Below are 18,392 nucleotides of genomic sequence, written 5' to 3' on the forward strand. Positions count from 1 at the left end.
GTATCAGCTCGGAATCGCTTGGCGCGAAGGGCTATTGGGTGGCCGCAGGCCAGTGCTTCTGGCAGCAGGCTCGGCGGTCGCACTGGCGCTATTGATCTGGCTAGCACGGTATCCGGTGAGCATGATCGGCGTTCCCGGTGAAGCAGTGCAGAATACGACGCCACCGACCGTGGCCATGCTTGCCTTCGCATGCACACAAGCCGGATTGGTGGTGGCATTGGCGCCCGCGCTCAACCGCGCGCTGCGCGCCGGCTTCGTCAAGCGGGTACTTTCCGTGGCGAATAACAATGTGATGGCGCTTTACCTGTGGCACATGATCCCGGTCGTGATCGTGGCCGTCGTCGCCTACCCGGCGGGGCTGTTGCCCCAACCGACGGAGGGAACAGCGGCGTGGTGGCTGGCCCGGCTGGAATGGGTGGTCATCCTCAGCCTGGTGACAGGAGCCGAAATGGTGTTGTTGTGGTGGCAACGACGCGTTTTCGCGGCACCGCTGCCCATGCTCGGTGTACCGCTGACGGCTCGCTGGGGCGAGGTCGTCATGTGGGTCGGTGCCGTGATGGCTGCCTTTAGCTTGCACGTTTTCGCCTATGCGGGCTTCGCGCCGGACGGGCAATTTCCCTGGCTGAACGTGCTGGTATTCGCCGCCGGGGTGGCGCTGGTAGCGCTTCGCCCCGACCGGACGCCGTTGGGCCGATCACGTCCGGCGCTGTGCACCTAATTTGAACTTTAAGTATGGGTAGCCTAACCTATTTCCAACGAGGATGGGAAGGTCTGCCCGTGACACTTGCGTTGCCGATTGATCCGCATGCCGACGCGTCTCGGCGTGCGTGGCTGCCGTGCCCCAACTGCGACTGGGGCCGCGACAAGTGCGCGGAGTGCCGAAGCAGCCGCAATTGCCGTTCACATTGGCAATTCCTGTTGAGCAACTACGCGACACGCGTCAATCTCCAATGCCCGGGCTGTGCGACCCTGTGGTCGATCGACACCCGCAATAGCTAAAGTTCGAGCCGGCAGTCACGATGACGCCCCGGCTTAGGTCTCGGCGAGCGTGTGGTCGGGCAGCGGACGCCGGCAGACCGCGTGCGCCTCGTCGGCGCTGAGCCCGAACAGGCGCAGCACGTTTTCGGTGACGACGTCGGCGGCGTGTGCGTCGTCGCGGCCCGGGTCGTCGCGCAGCAACTTTCCGAGCCCCAGCAGCGCACCGCCGGCCATGGCCAGAGCGAGTTCCGGATCGTCGACGTGGAATCTGCCGGCATCGACGCCGGCCTTGATATCGCGCAGCGCGCGGGGAGCCAGCCCGCGTTCGGACGACAGCAAGGCGGGCCCGTGTGCCAACAGAATCTCGCTCTCCTGCGGGCGCCGACGAAACAGCCGACCGGTCAGCCGGAAGCTCGCGGCGAAGGTTTCGGCCGGATCCTGGATCGACTCGGTGAGACGGTCCAGCATCGCCCCATGGGTGTCGAGCACGTCGGCGATCGCGGCCTCGAACAGCTGCTCTTTGCTGTCGAAGTGGTTGTAGAACGACCCCATCCCGACGTCGGCGGCCTGGGTGATCTCCAGAATCGGCACGTTGACCTTTCCCTCGGCGATCAACCGCTGCGCGGCCTTGATCAGGGCCGCCCGGGTGCGCTGCTTGCGCCGCTCCAAGCGACTGGGCGCCTCGGCTTCCTCGGGCATCACGCTCATCCCCAAAAGTATGCATCACTTTTGAGGATTTCGTCAGAAACCTTGACTGAGCGTTGACCCGTATGTGACGATTTCGTCAGTTATGTTGAACACCGAAGATGCGCACCGGGACCTGCACAGCGAGCAGGGTGCACTCCCCGGCGAACCCACCGGCCGGTCACCGAATCCGTTGATCAAGGTCGTCGACATCGCGTGGCTGGAGTTCGAGAAGCCCGACCTGACGCGCGCCGAGGCGTTCGCGCGGGCCTTCGGGTTTGCGCCGGCACAACACGGTCCCGAAGAAATTCAGCTGCGCGGCACGCATGCGGGTGCACCCTGCGTGATCGTGCGGCGCGGGCGGCGAACGCGATTCACCTGCGCGGCCTTTCGGGCCGGTAACGAGGCCGAGGTGCTGCGGCTGGCCGAAAAATCCGGCACCCGCGCGCGGCCGCTACCGGAGACCATCGGCGGCCTGTCGGTCGACCTGATCGACCCCAGCGGGATGCCGGTGCGCGTGGTCGCGGGTATGCACGAGCTGCCGGAACTGCCGGGCCAGCGGCCCCATACGTTCAACTTCGGCGACAACGCGCAGCGCATCAACACCGGGCAGCGTCCCGCGCGCGTTCCCGCTCGAGTGCAGCGCCTGGGCCATCTGGTGGTGCAGACGACGAAGTACCTCGAGACCCTGAACTGGTATCTGGACAACCTGGGGATGGTCGTCAGCGATTTCTTGTTTTTCCCGGGGCAGCGCGAACGCGGGCCAACCATGAGCTTCATCCGCTGCGATCAAGGATCCATGCCCGCGGATCACCACACGCTCGCGGTGGCGTTGGGGCCGGCGAACCGTTACGTCCATTCGGCTTATCAGGTCAGCGATCTCGACGCGCTGGCCGCGGGTGGCGAATACCTGCAGGAGCGTGGCTACTTCCGGTCGTGGGGAATCGGCAGGCACATCCAGGGCAGCCAGATCTTCGACTACTGGCGCGATCCCGACGGCTTTTTGGTCGAGCACTTCGCCGACGGCGACCGATTCGACAACACCGTCGAACCCGGCTGGGCGCCGTTCAGCGCGTCGGGCCTGGCCCAGTGGGGGCCACCGGCGACCAAAGACTTCCTGGGGACTGACCTGAAATCGGCCCGCCACGAACTGGTTTCGATGATCGCCGCGCTTCGCGCTCGCAACGAGTTTGACATCAGCCGCCTGATCGGCCTACTGAAAGTACCCACATCATGACCGTTTCCGTATTGCGCACTGCTGACGCCTGGTGGCTCAAAACCGAAGCCGGCGCCGCGAAGATCGACACCACCGCGACCACCACCGGAGCGCTGCTGTCTGATCGGGCGGCAATCGAAGCTGCCGCAAGCGCGGACACCGTCGCCGTGGATGACCTCACATTCCTCTCACCGGTGACCCGACCGTGCCGAGTAGTGGCTCAGATGACGAACTTCGAGTCGCATGTCAGGGATGCGGGCATGGACCCGTCGTCGATTCCCCTGACGTTCTTCCGCAAAGCATCGGCCTCGATCAACGGCCCGTTCGACGACATCGTCAAACCCCCACACGTCCAGCTGCTCGACTACGAGGTGGAGATCGGGTTGGTGATCGGACGCGCAATTCCGGTCGGCACAACAATTTCGGAGATGAACTTGGCCGAGTTCATCGCCGGACTGGTCGTCACCAACGATGTTTCCGCCCGCGATGTCCAGCTTCCGCAAACCCAGTTCTACGAGGCCAAGTCCTATCCGACGTTCACGCCGGTCGGTCCCGAGCTGGTGTTGCTGACGGCCGAAGAACTCGCCCGCTTCGGCGATCTGCGGTTGCGTCTGAGCGTCGGCGGAGTCGAACGACAGAACGCGCTTGTCGACGGGGACATGTTGTATCGGCCGTTGCAGGCGCTGCAGTCGCTCACCCAGTTCCAGGAACTCGCCCCGGGCGACTTGGTGCTCACCGGCACTCCGGCCGGCACCGCGCTGAGCGCCCCGAGCAAGCCGGTGGCGATGATCGGAAACCTGTTGCCGACGACTCTCAAGTGGAAGGTGTTCTTCAGTCGTCAGGCCGGCAACCCGAAGTATCTGCAGCACGGTGACATCGTGGAGGCATCGGTAGCCACCGACGACGGAGCCATCGACCTGGGAACGCAGCGCAACACCGTCCGATTCGCGTGAGCACTAACGCTATTCGGATCATTCCCGTCGTTATCGTCGGCGCCGGACCGACCGGCATCACCGCAGCCACACTGTTGGCGCAATACGGCGTGGACAGCGTGGTCCTCGATCGCTGGCCCGGCGTGTACTCACAACCACGTGCCGTGCATCTGGACGACGAAATCTACCGTGTCCTTGCCCGGCTCGGCATTGCCGACGAGTTCGCGGCGATTTCGCGGCCGACGCTGGGATTGCGCTTGCTCGACGATCGATTCCGGGTCCTTGCCGAGTTCACCCGCGACACCTCGCGCAGCCGAAATGGGTTCCCGCAGGCCAACATGTTCGATCAGCCGGAGTTGGAGGCGGTGCTGCGGTCAAACCTGCTGCGCTACCCGCACGCCCAACTCCGGGGCGACGCCGAGGTTACCGATGTGACCGACACCGGGACACATGTACGCGTCACGTTCACCGACCGCACCGACGGCACCGTGCACCAGATCGATACCGACTACCTGCTGGGCTGCGACGGCGCCAACAGCCTGGTGCGCACCCGAATAGGCTCAGCTGTAAGAGATTTGAACTTCGAGCAGCGGTGGCTGGTGGTCGACGTCGCCACCGGCACCGACCTGCGCCAGTGGGAAGGCGTGCACCAGGTATGCGATCCGGTTCGCGCGGGAACCTACATGCGCATCGGAGCGTCCCGCTATCGCTGGGAGTTTCAGTTGCTCGCCGGAGAATGTGCCGACGACTTCACCACCCTGACCGCTTTGCGGCCACTGATCAGGCCTTGGACTGCCGAGGCCGCGGAGGGCGAACTGACGCTACTGCGGGTCACTGAGTACACATTCCGCGCTCGGATCGCCGAGCGGTGGCGCCGGGGCAACATCTTCATCCTCGGCGACGCGGCACACCTCACTCCCCCGTTCATCGGCCAGGGCATGGGGGCAGGCGTGCGCGACGCGATGAATCTCGCGTGGAAGATTGCCGGCGTTCACCACGGCACCCTCGCCCCAGACGTGCTGGATAGCTACGAACAGGAACGCAAACCGCACGCGCGGTGCATGATTCGCTTGGCGCTCAACGTCGGTCGCGCGATGACCGGCGGTGCCCGGGTGGGTAACGTGCTACGCCGCGTGGTGCTGCCGCGGTTGCGGCTGGTTCCTGGCCTGCGCGACAAGGTCGTCGACTCCACCACGCCGGCACTGCCGTCTTCCGCGCTGGTGTACGCATCGCGCCGACCCCGTCAACTAGCCGGCACGCTGTGCCCGAACCCGCAACTGCACGACGGTCAGCGGCTCGACGACGTGTTGGGAACCGGTTTCGCACTGATCACCACCCGCAGCCCTGGTGTCGCAGAACACGCCGCCATGCGGCAGCGCGGCATCGTCGTGCTGGTTACCCAGCCGGGCGATGCGCTCGCACAGTGGCTGCGCGGCGGCCGCGCCACGGCCGCGCTGGTCCGCCCCGATCGGACGGTCATGCGTGCCGGGCGCGACGTCTCCACGCTGTGCACGTGGGCATCCCGAGTCGTTGATGCCCGATTCGGCCAGGCCCTTACGCCGGCCGGGCGACGATGACAGGCACCCGCACCGAGTGCAGCACCGTGTTGCTGACCGAGCCCAGGATCAGACCGGTGAGACCACCGCGGCCATGACTGCCCACGACCACCAGCTGCGCCTCCGTGGATTTCGACTGTTGGATGAGCTGTTGAGCCGGCAGATCGCGGGCGAGCACCCGGCGCACCGTGACATCGGGATAGCGTTCGTGCCAGCCCGCCACGGCTTCGGCGAGACTGCGCTCGGCTTCGGCCTCCACCGCCTCCCAGTCGAATGCCGGAAGTTCGAGCACGGCAACGTCACTCCATGCGTGCAAGGCCACCAGGTCGACGCCGCGGCGAGACGCTTGGTCGAATGCGATCGCCGTTGCGAGTTCGGAAGCCGGTGAACCGTCGATTCCTACCAGGACGGGACCGCGCACCGGGTCCGGCACATCTTCATCACGGATGACCGCGACCGGGCAGCTGGCATGGCGCACCACGGTCGAACTCACCGAACCGAGCAGACCCCGCGCCAGTAGCCCGCGGCCGGAGCTGCCCACCACGATCATCTCTGCCTCACCGGACATCTTGATCAGGGGCAGCGCCGGGGTCGAATACACCGACTCCGTCTTGATGGTGACCTTGCGGTCGGCCGGCATCGCCTCCTCGGCCAGCTTGAGCGCATGAGCGATTTCCCTGCGCCCCTCGTCTTCCAGCTTCACCAACAGTGATTCGGGGTATGGAACCGGTGGATAGGTAGCGGCGGGAGTAACCACCGCGTGGAACAGGGTCAGCGGAATGTTGTGCATCGCCGCATCACGGGCCGCCCATACGACGGCGGCGTGCGACGCGGGCGAGCCGTCGACCGCGACGACGATACCGAGTTGCTTGGCAGGTGCCGACATTTCGTACTCCTTTGGTCAGGAGTAACGCTATTGACCGGGACCTCGCCGGTCGTGAGACTTTGGTCCCCAACTCGCGGGACTTCAGGACCCCCCTTTGGCTTTCAAGGTTTTTTTGCGGCGGTGGGGTTGCCTTGGCGCTACAGGACAGCCGGTCGAGCTCTCCACGCCGTTAGTGCTCGGCAGACGCCGATGCGTGACGGTCGGTCGGATGGATTTACCGAGACGACACGAAACATCACACGCCTGAAACGCCGCGGCCACCCTTGGCCGCTGCGCGCTCACGAAATTTGCTCAGCTGAACAGACTTTGCCCGATGTAGTGGCCCTCCGCCGGTGCGGGCGGCACCGCGAAGATAGCTGATCCGATGTGGCGGATGTACTCGTTGAGCAGATCGTTGGCTCCTAGCCGGTTCTGCAGACGAATAAAATCTTGCGGCTCTTTTTGATACGAAATGAACAGCAATCCGGCGTTCAGTTGGCCATTCGGGTCGAGGCCGTCGGTGTAGTTGTACGGCCGTCGACGGATCATGATGCCGTCATTGTTTTCCCGGGCGGCCAAACCGACGTGTGACAACGGATCGATGAGCGGGTTACCGTCGGCGCCTTTGGCAGTGAAGTTCGGTGTGTCGAATTCGGCCTTACCGCTCAGCGGTGAACCTTCCTCCTTGGTACGGCCGAAGATCTTCTGCTGGTTACCGATCCGGTCGACGTCCCACGTCTCCAGCAGCATCCGGATCTTGCGGACGACCTGATAGGTACCCCCGTTCATCCAGGGCTGATCGCTGTTGTCGACCCAGACGAAACGTTCGTATTCCGCGTCGGTGCTGACGTTGCGGGTACCGTCCTTGAACCCCAATAGATTTCGTGGAGTCTGCTGGCCGGGGCCCGCCGATGCTCGCCCGAAACCGAGCACGGCCCAGAACGGCGAGACGATATTGCGCCCGAGGCGGGCCAGGTTACGAACGGCGTGATAGCAGACCTGCGGGTCGTCGGCGCAGGCTTGCACCGACAGGTCGCCGCCGTGCAGACGCGGATCCAGGTTGTCTCCGTTGAGCGGAGGTAGGTCGGTGAATACCGCGGGACGCCGCGCGGCGAGCCCGAATCGATCGCCGAATAGCGACGGCCCCAGTCCGATCGTGGCGGTGAGACTGGCGGGACTCAGCCCGTAGGCCTCCCCGGTATCGGTGGGAGGCTGCACTTCGACCTGCGGCTGGACAGTTCCGACAGGCTTGCCCTGCTGCAGCACCGCGACGGCGGCCGACCAGCGTGCCAGCAGCGCCTGTAGATCCGCGCGGCCGGCGCCGGCGGCCAGCGAGAACGACATGAATACTGCGTAACGCTGTGGGAGCGTGGCGATTCCGCCCTGGTGGACCTGGCCGTAAAAGGGGTAACTGCGACGTAGGTCGACGGTGTCGTCGTCGCCTTGGTGATGCGCGTTCGCGGAGGCATAGCCGGCGAACCCGCCGCCGATGGCACCGACGGCGGTCCCCGTCAGCCCGGCCAGCATCGTGCCGCCGATCATGCGCCGGCGCGATACCGATGCGGTGTCGGCCGACGGCTCAGTGTCGTCGGAGGGTTCGGCCAGCTCGTCGTCAGCCATTATCAGTTGGCTGAGACTACTTTTTGAGCAACCGTGGACAGGCTCTGGTGCAGCGGCTGGATCACCGCCGTCAACTTCGGTGCATCGCTAGCCTGCAGTGCGGCAGTGTAGGTTCGGTACCCGCCCAGCGCCGACGGGTCGCGATATCCGTCCAAGACATTGAGCACCGCCCGGAACTGCTGATCGATCTGATTGACCAGATTGGTGTCGATCCTCTCCAGCCCCGGCCGCAGCGAGGCGTAGGCCTGTTGGGCGCCTTCGACGTTGCCCGAAAAGTCGACCAGGTCAATGTGACTGAAGGCCTCTTCCTCGCCGGTGATCTTGGTGTTCTGCACCTCTTCGATCAAATCGCTTGCACCGTTCGCCAAATCCTCAGGCTTGTATTGCAGGCCGGCGACCACGTTGCTCAATTTGCCGACATTACCCACCAATTCGGTGCTCAGAGCCTTGGTGCCGGGAGTGATCGCCCCGCCCTGCCAGAGATCGCGTTCGATGGCGTGGAAGCCCTTCCACCCGACTTTGGCATCGACGGGAGTGGAGGCCCGCATGTCCAGCAGATAGTCCAGGCTGCCCGCGTTGTCGCCCACCGCGAAGCCCGGCAGGACGAAGCCCTCGACGGTGGATTCCGCACGCTCCCAGAACAGTCGGGCCTTGGCGTAGGCCGCCTTAGACGCGTCGAGGTTGCCGGACTGTATCGCCGCATCGAGCGCCTTCACACCGTCACCGAGCTGACCGATCTGACTGACGATGTATGTCGCGTACTCCTTTGTGCCCTGGCTGAGGATGCTCGCCACCGTGCCCGTCGGCCCTGCCGGCGCCTGACCCGTCACCGTCAATGTTTGATACTCGGAGCTCGCACCCGGGCAGTACAGCTGATAAGAGCCGCCATCCAGAGTGACGGTGAACGACACCGGATCGAGGCCGGGCGCGAGGTTCTCCTTCTCCCCGACGATGCGCTGGTCCCTGAGCAACTCCATTTCGGTGATGCCAGGAGCACTGGTGTTGACCACGGTGAAAGTCACCGGACCGGCCGGCACGCTGGCGGTATCCAGTGCGCAACCGTCTTTTCCACCGTTGTCGGCCATCGTCACCTTGACCGCCTTGGTTCCGCCGGGTTGACCGGCTTGCCCGGATTTCGAAGCGCTGGACTGCCCGTTCGAGTGACTGCAGGCAGCCACCGGCAACACCGTCGTCGCAACAAGAACCGTTGCAGTCAACCAGAATTCACGAGACCGGCACGTTGCCCGGGCGGCGCGACTCACCATCAATCGATTTCCTCTCATCTGATTGCCTGCGGCCCACGCGCACCGAGGCTATCGCGGACAACGCGCAAGCCAGCGCAAAACCCGCTATTACCAGTGGAAGCCAGACCGCCCAGAGCTGCCGCTCCCCACGATTCCGATCGCTCGCGACGATCCCCGCCGCAGTCGAGTGGTCTTCGGCGCCGGACGTGGACCAGTCCGTCGGCAGCCCGCCAAGACTGACGGTCTTGGCCCCGGTCAGCCCACCGCCGGTCAGGATCGCCGTGCGGTTGCTGATCGCTTGCGCGCTTACCACGGAATCACCTTGCGCGAGCACGGTATACACGGTGGTCGTTGACCATTGCCCCTGAAACGGCCCCGGAGTGCGGCCAACCGCGAGACCGACCGGCAGCCGGCCCCCCGTCATGCTTAACAACTGATCCAGGGTGATTGCCGGCGCACCATCGGCCCCCTCAGCCTCGGGAGCCTGCCATACCTGTACCGGCAAGCCGTCCACGGTTTGGTCGCCTGCCGGGGCAAGCGGGATGCTGCGTTCGTTCCCGATGCCCTCGGAGACGATCAGCGTGCGGCCCTGCGGGCTCCCGGCCAGCGACACCCGAGCGGTGTGGCCGGCCCGGTCAGTGACGGTGCGAGTCCTCGCGCCGGATGCGGTGCCGCCGGCGGGCACCGCGATCGCCAGCGCTGCCGCGACCACCACCAGCACCGCCGTGGCCGCCGCCAGCAACCGGCACCGGGTTCGCGGTGTCGCGGCAAGGCGCGAGGGCCATAGGAATACGACGAGCACGGGCACCGCATAGAGCAGCCAGCCCAGCACCTCGACGAGTCGAGGGTCGGTGGGTATGCCGAACACGCCGGCGAGCAAGGCGCCCAGGACCGACTGGCTGGGTATCCAGGCCGAGAAGTCGAGCACCTGTTGCTGGCCGATGGTCACCCAGCCCGCCTCGTGCGCGGTGCGTAGCGCGCCCAGCACCAGTCCGGCGGCGATCAACACCAAGAACACCCCGGTGATCCGGAAGAAGCGGCCGAGGTTGAGCTTCAGGCCGCCGAAGTAGAGACCGATGCCCAGCACGATCGCCGCCCCGATCCCCACCGCCCCGCCCAGCACGGCGAACCACCGATTCCCGTGCGACGTCTCCGCGGCCGCCAACAGGAACACCGACGTCTCAAAGCCCTCCTTGAGGACCGCGAGAAAAGCCATGACAACGAGTGCCAGCTCGCCGCCGCGATTCAGCGCCTGTTGAGCCTCACGCTCGAGTTCACCCTTGAGCCGCATGGCATTGCGGTTCATCCAGATGATCATCGACGTCACGAACACCACCGCGATGGCGTTGATGACGGTCTCCATCATTTCCTGCTGGGCCTGCGGCAGCGTGGCCGAGAACAGATCCAGACCGACGCCAACCGCGACGCTGATCAGCACGGCCAAGGCCACACCGGCAAACATCGGCCGGGTCGATTGCCCGTTTCGCTTGAGGAAGGCGGCAACGATGCTCACTATGAGCGTCGCCTCCAGGCCTTCGCGCAGGCCGATGAGGAACGTGCCGAGGAAAACGCCGAATACGCCCTGCATGCGCCCGATTCCCGTCCCGTCCATCGGGACTTTCGACTTAGCCTAACCTAACTTTCGGTGGTAATTACGAGCAATGCCTCGCCGGCTCGGCGGCTAATCCACTTCGTCGGGGTCAGGCTCGGTCACGAAGTCGATGAGCTCTTCGACTTTGCTGATCAGCGCGGGTTCCAGATCGTTCCAGTCGCGCACCCGCGAACGGATGCGCCGCCACGCCCTGGCGATGTCAGCCTGGTCGGCGTGCGGCAAACGGAGCGCCTGGCACGCGCCGTGCTTCCATTCGATGTGTCGCGGCACGTCGGGCCAGGCCGACAGGCCGAGCCGCTGCGGCTTCACCGCCTGCCAGATGTCGACGTAGGGATGGCCGACGACCAGGGTTTCGGGGCCACCCGGTCCCCGGCGCACAGCCTCGGCGATCCGCGCTTCTTTCGAACCGGTGACGAGGTGGTCGACAAGAACGCCGAGCCTGCGGCCCGGGCTGGGGGCGAACTCCGCCACGATGCCGACGAGGTCGTCCACGCCACCGAGGTGCTCGACGACGACCCCTTCGATGCGCAGGTCGTCGCCCCAGACCTGCGCGATGAGCTCCGCGTCGTGGCGGCCCTCGACATAGATACGGCTGGCTCTCGCGACTCGGGCGCGAGCGCCCGGTACCGCGACGGAGCCCGATGCCGTCCGGTTCGCGGCTGCAGGCGCCCCGCGGGGCGGTTCGGTGAGGATCACCGGACGGCCCTCCAGCAGGTAGCCGGGCCCCAGCGGGAAGCCACGGACGTGGCCACGGCGGTCTTCCAGCTCGATGCGTCCGTACTCGACCCGGACCACCGCACCCACGTAACCGGTCTCGACGTCCTCCACGACGAGGCCCAGCTCAGCTGGGTGTTCGGTCGAACGCGGTTTGCGCCGACCGGCGGCCAGAACGTCGGTTCCGTAGCGATCCATCACGCCGCAATACTAGGAACGCTCACGGCCGAAATTCGTGATCGGCGCGCCCACGCCCACCGATGGGAATGTGCGCTAATGAAGCGGAAAGATTGACGCATACGTGTAAGGACTGCGTTGTCTCAACTACAAACGATATGGCCGCTGCTACCTTTACTTGGAGCGCTTGGTTAGTGAGGTGGAAGCATGGGGATGGCCGATCTGGTGTCGAGGGCTGTCGCGTTTTTGCGCGCCGGCTACCCGGCTGAGATGCCGGCGACCGGTTATCTGCCGCTGGCGGCGCTATTGCCCCGGCGCGTCACCGATGACGAGATCGTCACCATCACAGGCGAATTCATCGCGCCGGGAACAGCACCCATCACGACCGTCGATGTCGGAGTCGCGATCTTCCGGATCACGAACGCAATGCCGTCACTGGATGACATCAACCGCGTCGAACGTCACCTTGATGCGATTGGGTGCGCGCGGCGTTAGTCCGATGCGACCGGCCCGCCGCAGGCCTTCAGATAGCCGGCATAGTTCCACGTCTTCAGGAACGCCTGGCCCGCGAGCAATCCGCGCTGGTAGAGAGCATCGCGTTGTTCGGCGGTGATGTCGAAGTCGATCGGGCTGACCTCGTCGGCGGGCACGAAGATGGTGCGTCGCACCGTGCACGGATCGTCGATGTACGCGTTGTCCTGATTGCTCACCAATGTCTCTATTGCGGCAATGCCCAACGACACCGGCCCCTGCACGGGATGCGTGGGCGGTATGCCCGGCCGCGCCGACAGCCGGATCCCGAATGTCGGCCACCGCGGCTGCGGCCGGTCGAACAGCTCCACCGGAAAGCTCGACAACAACCCGCCGTCGACCCAGGTAGCGCCGCCCACCCGCACCGGCTCGAACACGTAGGGAATCGCCGCCGAGGCGTGCACCGCGCGGGCCACCGGGAATTCGTCCGGGTCGATCCCATAGGAGTCGAGGTCCCACGGGATACGCACCAGCCGGCGCCGGGACAGATCGCTGGCGGTGACGACCAGCGACCAGGCAAACTGTTCGGGCTCCTCGCCGGTGCGCAGGTCGCCGAAGGTCCGCACGCCCAGGTCGCCGAGCAGGCCGGCCAGCAGGTGCTCGAGGTAGGCACCGCGGTAGACACCATCGGATACCAGCAGCGAGAGGCCCCCGCCGATGAGCGGGACATGCCCGATCAGGTTGCGGTCCAGGAACTTTCGGTAGTCGAGCGAGCGCATGATCTCCTCGAGCCGGGTCAGCGGTTCGCCGGCCGCTTGCAGGGCTGCCACCAGCGATGCGACGATCGCCCCCGCGCTCGTGCCGGCGACGCGTGGAAACCGGTAGCCGGCTGCGGCGAGCGCGTCCACCGCCCCGACCAAGCCAATGCCCCGAACGCCGCCGCCTTCGCACACTAGATCGACCGAGTCCGTGCTCATGAGAACCGCTCGCCGTCAACACCAAAGAAATGCAGGTGTCCGGGTTCCGGATGCAACCGCACCCGGCTGCCCTTCTGCGGCGGGTTGTGACCGTCGACGCGTGCAACGACGTTTTGTGCGATTACCTTGCCGGCGTCCGCGATTCGGCCATACAGGTAGGCATCCGCCCCGAGCTCTTCGACCACGTCGACTTCCATTTCCACCCCGAGGCTGCCCAGTTCAAAGTGTTCCGGACGAACCCCGACCACGACCTCACTTGCCGCACTTCCGATTTCGCGTGGCAGCTGGATGGGCCAATCCCCCAGCGAGACAGTCGAATTTACGATTGGAAGAGTGAACAGATTCATCGCTGGAGATCCGATGAATCCGGCCACAAAGACGTTGGCCGGGTTACGGTAGAGCTCGCGTGGCGCCGCGAACTGTTGCAAAAGGCCGTCGCGCAGTACTGCGACGCGGTCACCCATCGTCATGGCCTCGACCTGGTCATGGGTGACATAGACCGTCGTGGTTTTGAGCCGGCGCTGCAGGGCGGCGATCTGATTGCGGGTTTGTACCCGTAATTTGGCATCGAGATTGGACAACGGTTCGTCCATCAAAAACACCTGGGGGCGGCGCACGATCGCGCGCCCCATCGCCACCCGCTGGCGTTGGCCGCCGGAGAGGTCTTTGGGTTTGCGATCCAGATACGGTTCCAGGTCAAGCAATTTCGCCGCGTCCAGGACCCGTTCTCTGATCTCGGCCTTCGGAGTCTTGGCGATCTTCAGCGCAAAGCCCATGTTCTGTGCCACCGTCATGTGCGGGTAGAGGGCATAGTTCTGGAACACCATGGCCACATCGCGATCCTTGGGATCGACGTTGGTTACGTCACGGTCGCCGATCCGGACGCATCCGGCGTCCAGCGTTTCCAATCCGGCCACCATCCGCAGCGAAGTGGTCTTGCCGCAACCCGATGGCCCGACCAGGACGACGAACTCGCCGTCGTCGACGGACAGATCGAGACCGTCCAGGGCCGGCCGATCCGAACCCGGATAGCGTCGTGTTGCCTGCTCGAAGCTCACCGAAGCCACTGTTACCCACTCATTCCGGTCACCGCGATACCACGGACAAACGAACGTTGGGCGACCGCGTAGATGATGACCAGCGGCACCATGATCAGCATCGAAGCCGCCATGATGATCGGCCAGCGCGCGACGTACTCCCCCCGCAGCCGGACCAGGCCCAGAGTCAACGTGGCCAGGCTGTCGCGCTGAAGCATCAGCAACGGCCACAGGAAGTCGTTCCAGACGTTGACCCAGGTGAGCACGGCGAGCACCATCACCGCCGGCCTGGCATGGGGCAGCAGAATCCGCCAGTAGATCTGCCACGGCGAGCAACCGTCGAGAATTGCCGCCTCCTCGAGATCGCTTGGCAGTGTTTGGAAGAACTGCCGCATGAGATAAGTGCCGAACGCGCTGCCGAACAAGCCCGGCACGATCATCGCCCAGGGAGTGTCGACCCAGCCGGCGATCCGCATCAGAATGAACTGCGGGATCACGGTGACGGTCAGCGGAACCATCAGCGTGCCCAGGTACAAAACAAACAGCGTGTCGCGGCCGCGAAATTGCAGGCGCGCGAAGGCATATCCGGCCAGTGAGCAAAAGAAGACCTGTCCCGCTGTGATGCATCCGGCATACAGCACGGTATTGAAGAACATTCGCCAAAACGGCATCACCGCGAACACCTCGGTGTAGTTGGACCACCGCGGGTGGGCGGGAAGCAGCTTCGGCTCGCTGATCTCACCTTCCCTTTTCAGCGAACCCGAAACCGCCCACGCAATCGGGAAGAGCCAGAACCACGCGATGCCGATCAACGCGGCGTAGACCGGAACAGCGCGAATTACGCTGCGCTTGACCACGCGCTCAGCCAAGGCCACGAGAAGCCTCCAAGGAACGCTGCCGGGTGATCCGCAACTGCAGCACGGTCAGCACCAGCAGGATGGCGAACATCACCCATGCCAGTGCCGAAGCATAGCCGAATTCCAGGAAGGAGAAGGCGTGCTGGAACAGCATGATGCCCAAAACATAAGTCGACGTTTCCGGGCCGCCGTTGGGTCCATTGAGGACATAGACGACGTCAAACGCCTGGAACGCGTGGATGATTGAAATGACGACGACAAACGAGATCGCCCCACGGATCAGCGGCAGCGTGATGAATGCGAATTGCCGTATCTCGCCCGCACCGTCGATCTTGGCTGCCTCATAGACGGTCTCCGGAACTCCTTGCATTGCGGCCAACAAGATGACGGTCGCGAACGGAACGCTCCGCCATACGCTGATGACACACAGTGACGTCATCGCCCAGTTGGGGTCGACCAGCCACGGGACCGGGCCGAGCCCAACCCAACCGAGCATGATGTTGAGCAGCCCGTTGTCGGTGTTGAAGACGAACTGCCACACGACCGCCATCACCACCGACGAGATGGCCAGCGGCATGAAAACGATGGTCCGGAAAATCCCGATGCCCTTGACTTTCCGGTTCAGCACACCGGCCACAACCAGACTGATGACAACGGTCGGCACTACCGTTCCGACGGTGAAGACGACGGTGTTGCGGACGGCGATCAGAAACAGTGGGTCCGACGTGAAAAGTTGTTCGAAGTTCGCCCACCCCACGAACTTCGCCGGGTTGAACACATCCCAGCGGTGAAAGCTCATATATAGCGAGAAGCCGAGTGGAAAGAACATGAACACGGTGACGGCAAGCAGGTTAGGTGCGACGAACAGGCGCCCTGCCCATGCGCGTCGACGCCAAGGACGGGGTCCGTTGGGCAATTTCTTCTCGCCGGCCGGCGTGGATTCAACGAATGACGTCATGGGTTTCGCACTACCTCGTCGACTGCGTCCGACAATCCGGTCAGCGATGTCGCCGGGCGGGAACCGCGCAACACGGGTCCCATGTTGCGATCGATCAGCGCCGCGATTTTTTCCCATGCCGGCGTAACGGGCAGGCCTTCGGAATAGGAAGGTCCTTCGGTGAGCACGGCGAGGTTGCGAATCCTGTTGTGGGCCTTGGCGAATCCGTCCGACGCGAGCACAGACCGCAACACCGGCACGAAGAGGGAGGATTCAGCGATCACCGCCTGCCCAACGGGGCCGGTGGCGAACTTCACGAATTCCCACGCCTGCTCTTTGCGTTTGCTGCTCGCCGAGATGGCCAGTCCGGTGGTGCCGATATTGGAGCAGGCGCTATGCCCGCTGGGCAGGGACGGCCCCACCGGCAGCGGGGCAACATCGAAATCCAACCCCTCGGCCCCGATGAACGTCTGGTATCGCCAATGACCACCCAGCGCGATCGCTGCCTTGCCCGACGCGAACAGATCAGGCGTCGACATCGACTGCACCTCGGAGGCATTGGGTGCCACCTTGTGCCTGTTAGCGAGGTCGGCGTAGAACTGCACCGCCTCCATGAACGCCGGGTCATCGAAATTGAAATGGGTCGGATTCCGCCGCGGCGACGACCACGGCACGCCATTGTTCAAGGCGAACAACCCGGCCGAGTAGTACGAGACAAAGGTGTTGACGAACCCCCACTGCGTGACCCGCCCCGAGCCGTCCCTCCTGGTCAACGCCTTGGCCGTGTCCAGGAATTCGGCGAAAGTCCACCTCTTGTCCCAGGCTGTGGGCGGAGCCGCCACGCCGGCGTCGGCGAAGAGCCGCCTGTTGTAGAACAAGAAATTTCCGGACCACTGCTCCGGAAAAGCGGATTGCCCACCGTCGTACGCGAACGTGTCGTACAGCGACCCAACGCTGTCCGCCTTCAACTGGGCAGCAAAGGCTTGGTCGCGCGCCAATGGGTCGTTGAGGTTCAGCAACACTCCCTTGGCAGCCAACTCGGCATAGCTCAGATCCCACGTCTGCAGCACATCCGGACATTTGCCGCCCGCGCAAAACGTGGACAACTGTTGCATCACTCCGGGCCCAGACCGCACCGCCCGAACCTTGATGTCGGGATGGCGGCGCTGGAATTCGCCGACGACACGTAGGCGGGCAGCGGCCTCGTCGGGGTTAGCGGCGAAGAAGAACGTCACGGCGTCGTCGTCGGGAGCGCAGCCGCCGGACCACGGCGCCAAAGCCGCGGCGGTGAGCGCGCCAGCGCCCCGCATCAGGCTTCGCCGTCCGAACGGCTTACCGAGCATCGTGCTCCCGTTCTCGCCCCGTGGCCGACCACCTCGCCGGCCGTGTCTGATGTCCTTGGTACCCGATGGGGCTGGAATGTGCCTGAGACGCGCGCCGCGGCAGCGCAAGAACGGCGCGGCGCCGCCGGCCGGCGTCGGCGCTGATGTCGATCTCGTGGATGCGGTTGTCGGCGCCTATGCCGAGCTGCAACACGATCTCTGCGCGCCCGCGCGGCGCGATCACGATGCCGGGAGCACCGTCGATCAGCATGACGACACCGGCCCTTGCGCGCGCGGCGAATCGACGGGTCTCCTCGGCGACCTCGCGGGCCCCACTCAGCTCGGCCGGCACGTCTGCCGGAATCAGCACCCGATCGACCCTGCGCACCACGTCGGGCGCCAGCAGCTCGAGCAAGGTGGCGATGTCACCGCCGCGGGACGCCGCCAGAAACGCCTCGACGATCTCGAGGTGCTGGGTCACGCGGCCTGGTTGGGCGGGCGCGCTCTCGTGCAGTCGCGAACGGGCCCGACTCGCCAACTTCTTCGCGGCCGTTGGCGATCGGTCCAGCACGTCTCCGATCGCCTCGAAGGGCACGGCGAAAACGTCGTGCAGGACGAACGCGACACGCTGCGCCGGCGATAGACGGTCCAGCACGACCAGCATCGCGCGGCCGACCGAGTCGGCCAGCAGCACCTCCTCGTCCGCCGATGCCGACGCGGCGGCCGCAAGCCGGTCGAGTTCTCCCGCGTCGGCCAGCGGTCGCTCGGCGCGGCGTTTGCGCGCTCGAAGCTGGTCGAACGCCTCGTGCGCGGTGATCGTCGTGAACCAGCCGGTCAGGTTGACGATGTCGCCGATGCTGTCCGCTCGACTGACCTTCAGCCATGCTGACTGCACCGCATCCTCGGCATCGGCGATCGAGCCGAGCAGCCGAAACGCCACCGCCCGCAAGTGCTGACGGTCGGCGTCGAACCGTTGTGCCAGATCGGCGAGGTCTACCCGATTTTTGGTTGTGCTCATGGGGTCACCTTTTCCGCGCGGGAGTCGTCAAGAAGATGACCGCACCGATGGAACTCCGGGTCCCAAGCAGACCAGCACATGACCCTACCGAATGTGCGCCGCAGCGCGCGCAGCAGCCTTCCGGCTCGCTGGTGCGGAAATAGCTGCACCCCAACGGATTGAAACGAATGAAAAG

General features: G+C 64.8%; 16 protein-coding genes and 1 pseudogene. 5 read left to right on the forward strand and 12 right to left on the reverse strand.

Annotated elements, in window-relative coordinates; genetic code table 11:
• Nucleotides 1-718, forward strand: a pseudogene (locus ACZY0B_RS08610) (acyltransferase family protein); the annotation flags it as partial.
• Between the two features lie 314 nt (nt 719-1,032).
• On the opposite strand, the gene ACZY0B_RS08615 reads toward ACZY0B_RS08610, so the two are convergent.
• The gene (locus ACZY0B_RS08615; RefSeq protein ID WP_463763737.1) at nt 1,033-1,677 is read right to left on the reverse strand and encodes a TetR/AcrR family transcriptional regulator; all 645 of its coding nucleotides are present in this window, start codon (nt 1,675-1,677) and stop codon (nt 1,033-1,035) included.
• A gap of 91 nt (nt 1,678-1,768) precedes the next feature.
• Here ACZY0B_RS08615 and ACZY0B_RS08620 point away from each other — a divergent pair, with 91 nt between their 5' ends.
• From ACZY0B_RS08620 to mhpA, 3 genes are read left to right on the forward strand one after another with little or no spacing between them, the layout of a single operon-like run.
• A complete protein-coding gene (locus tag ACZY0B_RS08620; RefSeq protein ID WP_463763666.1) occupies nt 1,769-2,899 on the forward strand; it encodes a VOC family protein in 1,131 nt (376 codons plus the stop codon).
• On the forward strand, nt 2,896-3,831 hold the full coding sequence (locus tag ACZY0B_RS08625) for a fumarylacetoacetate hydrolase family protein (protein WP_463763667.1): 936 nt from the start codon (nt 2,896-2,898) through the stop codon (nt 3,829-3,831). The genes ACZY0B_RS08620 and ACZY0B_RS08625 overlap by 4 nt, the downstream gene beginning before the upstream one ends.
• A complete protein-coding gene (mhpA, locus tag ACZY0B_RS08630; RefSeq protein WP_463763668.1) occupies nt 3,828-5,387 on the forward strand; it encodes a bifunctional 3-(3-hydroxy-phenyl)propionate/3-hydroxycinnamic acid hydroxylase MhpA in 1,560 nt (519 codons plus the stop codon). Before ACZY0B_RS08625 ends, mhpA begins: the two co-directional genes overlap by 4 nt.
• Here the strand turns inward: mhpA and ACZY0B_RS08635 are convergent.
• The 5 genes from ACZY0B_RS08635 to ACZY0B_RS08655 all read right to left on the reverse strand — a co-directional run bounded on the left by ACZY0B_RS08635 (nt 5,365) and on the right by ACZY0B_RS08655 (nt 11,622).
• Nucleotides 5,365-6,252: a universal stress protein gene (locus ACZY0B_RS08635; protein ID WP_463763670.1), complete on the reverse strand. Its 888-nt coding sequence runs from the start codon at nt 6,250-6,252 to the stop codon at nt 5,365-5,367. The genes mhpA and ACZY0B_RS08635 overlap by 23 nt on opposite strands.
• 291 nt (nt 6,253-6,543) lie before the next feature.
• Complete coding sequence (gene efeB, locus ACZY0B_RS08640; protein WP_463763671.1) at nt 6,544-7,851, reverse strand: iron uptake transporter deferrochelatase/peroxidase subunit; 1,308 nt, start codon at nt 7,849-7,851, stop codon at nt 6,544-6,546.
• 2 nt (nt 7,852-7,853) lie between these two features.
• Nucleotides 7,854-9,038, reverse strand: coding sequence for an iron uptake system protein EfeO (gene efeO / locus ACZY0B_RS08645; RefSeq protein ID WP_463763738.1), 1,185 nt, complete (start codon nt 9,036-9,038; stop codon nt 7,854-7,856).
• Between the two features lie 37 nt (nt 9,039-9,075).
• A complete protein-coding gene (gene efeU / locus ACZY0B_RS08650) occupies nt 9,076-10,683 on the reverse strand; it encodes an iron uptake transporter permease EfeU (RefSeq protein WP_463763739.1) in 1,608 nt (535 codons plus the stop codon).
• 93 nt (nt 10,684-10,776) lie between these two features.
• The gene (locus tag ACZY0B_RS08655) at nt 10,777-11,622 is read right to left on the reverse strand and encodes a DUF3097 domain-containing protein (RefSeq protein ID WP_463763672.1); all 846 of its coding nucleotides are present in this window, start codon (nt 11,620-11,622) and stop codon (nt 10,777-10,779) included.
• A gap of 183 nt (nt 11,623-11,805) precedes the next feature.
• Here ACZY0B_RS08655 and ACZY0B_RS08660 point away from each other — a divergent pair, with 183 nt between their 5' ends.
• Complete coding sequence (locus tag ACZY0B_RS08660) at nt 11,806-12,093, forward strand: DUF3349 domain-containing protein (RefSeq protein ID WP_463763673.1); 288 nt, start codon at nt 11,806-11,808, stop codon at nt 12,091-12,093.
• Here ACZY0B_RS08660 and ACZY0B_RS08665 read toward each other — a convergent pair.
• Genes ACZY0B_RS08665 through ACZY0B_RS08690 form a run of 6 tightly spaced genes read right to left on the reverse strand, consistent with a single transcriptional unit; the run spans nt 12,090 to nt 18,217 of the window.
• Complete coding sequence (locus ACZY0B_RS08665) at nt 12,090-13,046, reverse strand: patatin-like phospholipase family protein (protein ID WP_463763674.1); 957 nt, start codon at nt 13,044-13,046, stop codon at nt 12,090-12,092. The two genes, ACZY0B_RS08660 and ACZY0B_RS08665, sit on opposite strands and share 4 nt — an antisense overlap.
• On the reverse strand, nt 13,043-14,113 hold the full coding sequence (locus ACZY0B_RS08670) for an ABC transporter ATP-binding protein (RefSeq protein WP_463763675.1): 1,071 nt from the start codon (nt 14,111-14,113) through the stop codon (nt 13,043-13,045). Before ACZY0B_RS08670 ends, ACZY0B_RS08665 begins: the two co-directional genes overlap by 4 nt.
• A 2-nt stretch (nt 14,114-14,115) precedes the next feature.
• On the reverse strand, nt 14,116-14,958 hold the full coding sequence (locus tag ACZY0B_RS08675; protein WP_463763676.1) for a carbohydrate ABC transporter permease: 843 nt from the start codon (nt 14,956-14,958) through the stop codon (nt 14,116-14,118).
• A complete protein-coding gene (locus tag ACZY0B_RS08680; protein WP_463763677.1) occupies nt 14,945-15,898 on the reverse strand; it encodes a carbohydrate ABC transporter permease in 954 nt (317 codons plus the stop codon). Before ACZY0B_RS08680 ends, ACZY0B_RS08675 begins: the two co-directional genes overlap by 14 nt.
• Complete coding sequence (locus ACZY0B_RS08685; RefSeq protein WP_463763678.1) at nt 15,895-17,220, reverse strand: ABC transporter substrate-binding protein; 1,326 nt, start codon at nt 17,218-17,220, stop codon at nt 15,895-15,897. The genes ACZY0B_RS08680 and ACZY0B_RS08685 overlap by 4 nt, the downstream gene beginning before the upstream one ends.
• Complete coding sequence (locus ACZY0B_RS08690) at nt 17,210-18,217, reverse strand: sigma-70 family RNA polymerase sigma factor (protein ID WP_463763679.1); 1,008 nt, start codon at nt 18,215-18,217, stop codon at nt 17,210-17,212. Before ACZY0B_RS08690 ends, ACZY0B_RS08685 begins: the two co-directional genes overlap by 11 nt.
• Nucleotides 18,218-18,392: the final 175 nt, after the last annotated feature.

It is taken from the genome of Mycobacterium sp. IDUB_19 (assembly GCF_055419445.1).

What these genes read in the sequence shown, in the direction of transcription:
- ACZY0B_RS08665 (WP_463763674.1), bottom strand. Translation starts at nt 13,046, where the DNA reads ATGAGCACGGACTCGGTCGATCTAGTGTGCGAAGGCGGCGGCGTTCGG.
- ACZY0B_RS08635 (WP_463763670.1), bottom strand. Translation starts at nt 6,252, where the DNA reads ATGTCGGCACCTGCCAAGCAACTCGGTATCGTCGTCGCGGTCGACGGC.
- ACZY0B_RS08615 (WP_463763737.1), bottom strand. Translation starts at nt 1,677, where the DNA reads ATGCCCGAGGAAGCCGAGGCGCCCAGTCGCTTGGAGCGGCGCAAGCAG.
- ACZY0B_RS08620 (WP_463763666.1), top strand. Translation starts at nt 1,769, where the DNA reads ATGTTGAACACCGAAGATGCGCACCGGGACCTGCACAGCGAGCAGGGT.
- ACZY0B_RS08660 (WP_463763673.1), top strand. Translation starts at nt 11,806, where the DNA reads ATGGGGATGGCCGATCTGGTGTCGAGGGCTGTCGCGTTTTTGCGCGCC.
- ACZY0B_RS08685 (WP_463763678.1), bottom strand. Translation starts at nt 17,220, where the DNA reads ATGCTCGGTAAGCCGTTCGGACGGCGAAGCCTGATGCGGGGCGCTGGC.
- ACZY0B_RS08680 (WP_463763677.1), bottom strand. Translation starts at nt 15,898, where the DNA reads ATGACGTCATTCGTTGAATCCACGCCGGCCGGCGAGAAGAAATTGCCC.
- ACZY0B_RS08690 (WP_463763679.1), bottom strand. Translation starts at nt 18,217, where the DNA reads ATGAGCACAACCAAAAATCGGGTAGACCTCGCCGATCTGGCACAACGG.
- efeB (WP_463763671.1), bottom strand. Translation starts at nt 7,851, where the DNA reads ATGGCTGACGACGAGCTGGCCGAACCCTCCGACGACACTGAGCCGTCG.
- efeU (WP_463763739.1), bottom strand. Translation starts at nt 10,683, where the DNA reads ATGCAGGGCGTATTCGGCGTTTTCCTCGGCACGTTCCTCATCGGCCTG.
- ACZY0B_RS08625 (WP_463763667.1), top strand. Translation starts at nt 2,896, where the DNA reads ATGACCGTTTCCGTATTGCGCACTGCTGACGCCTGGTGGCTCAAAACC.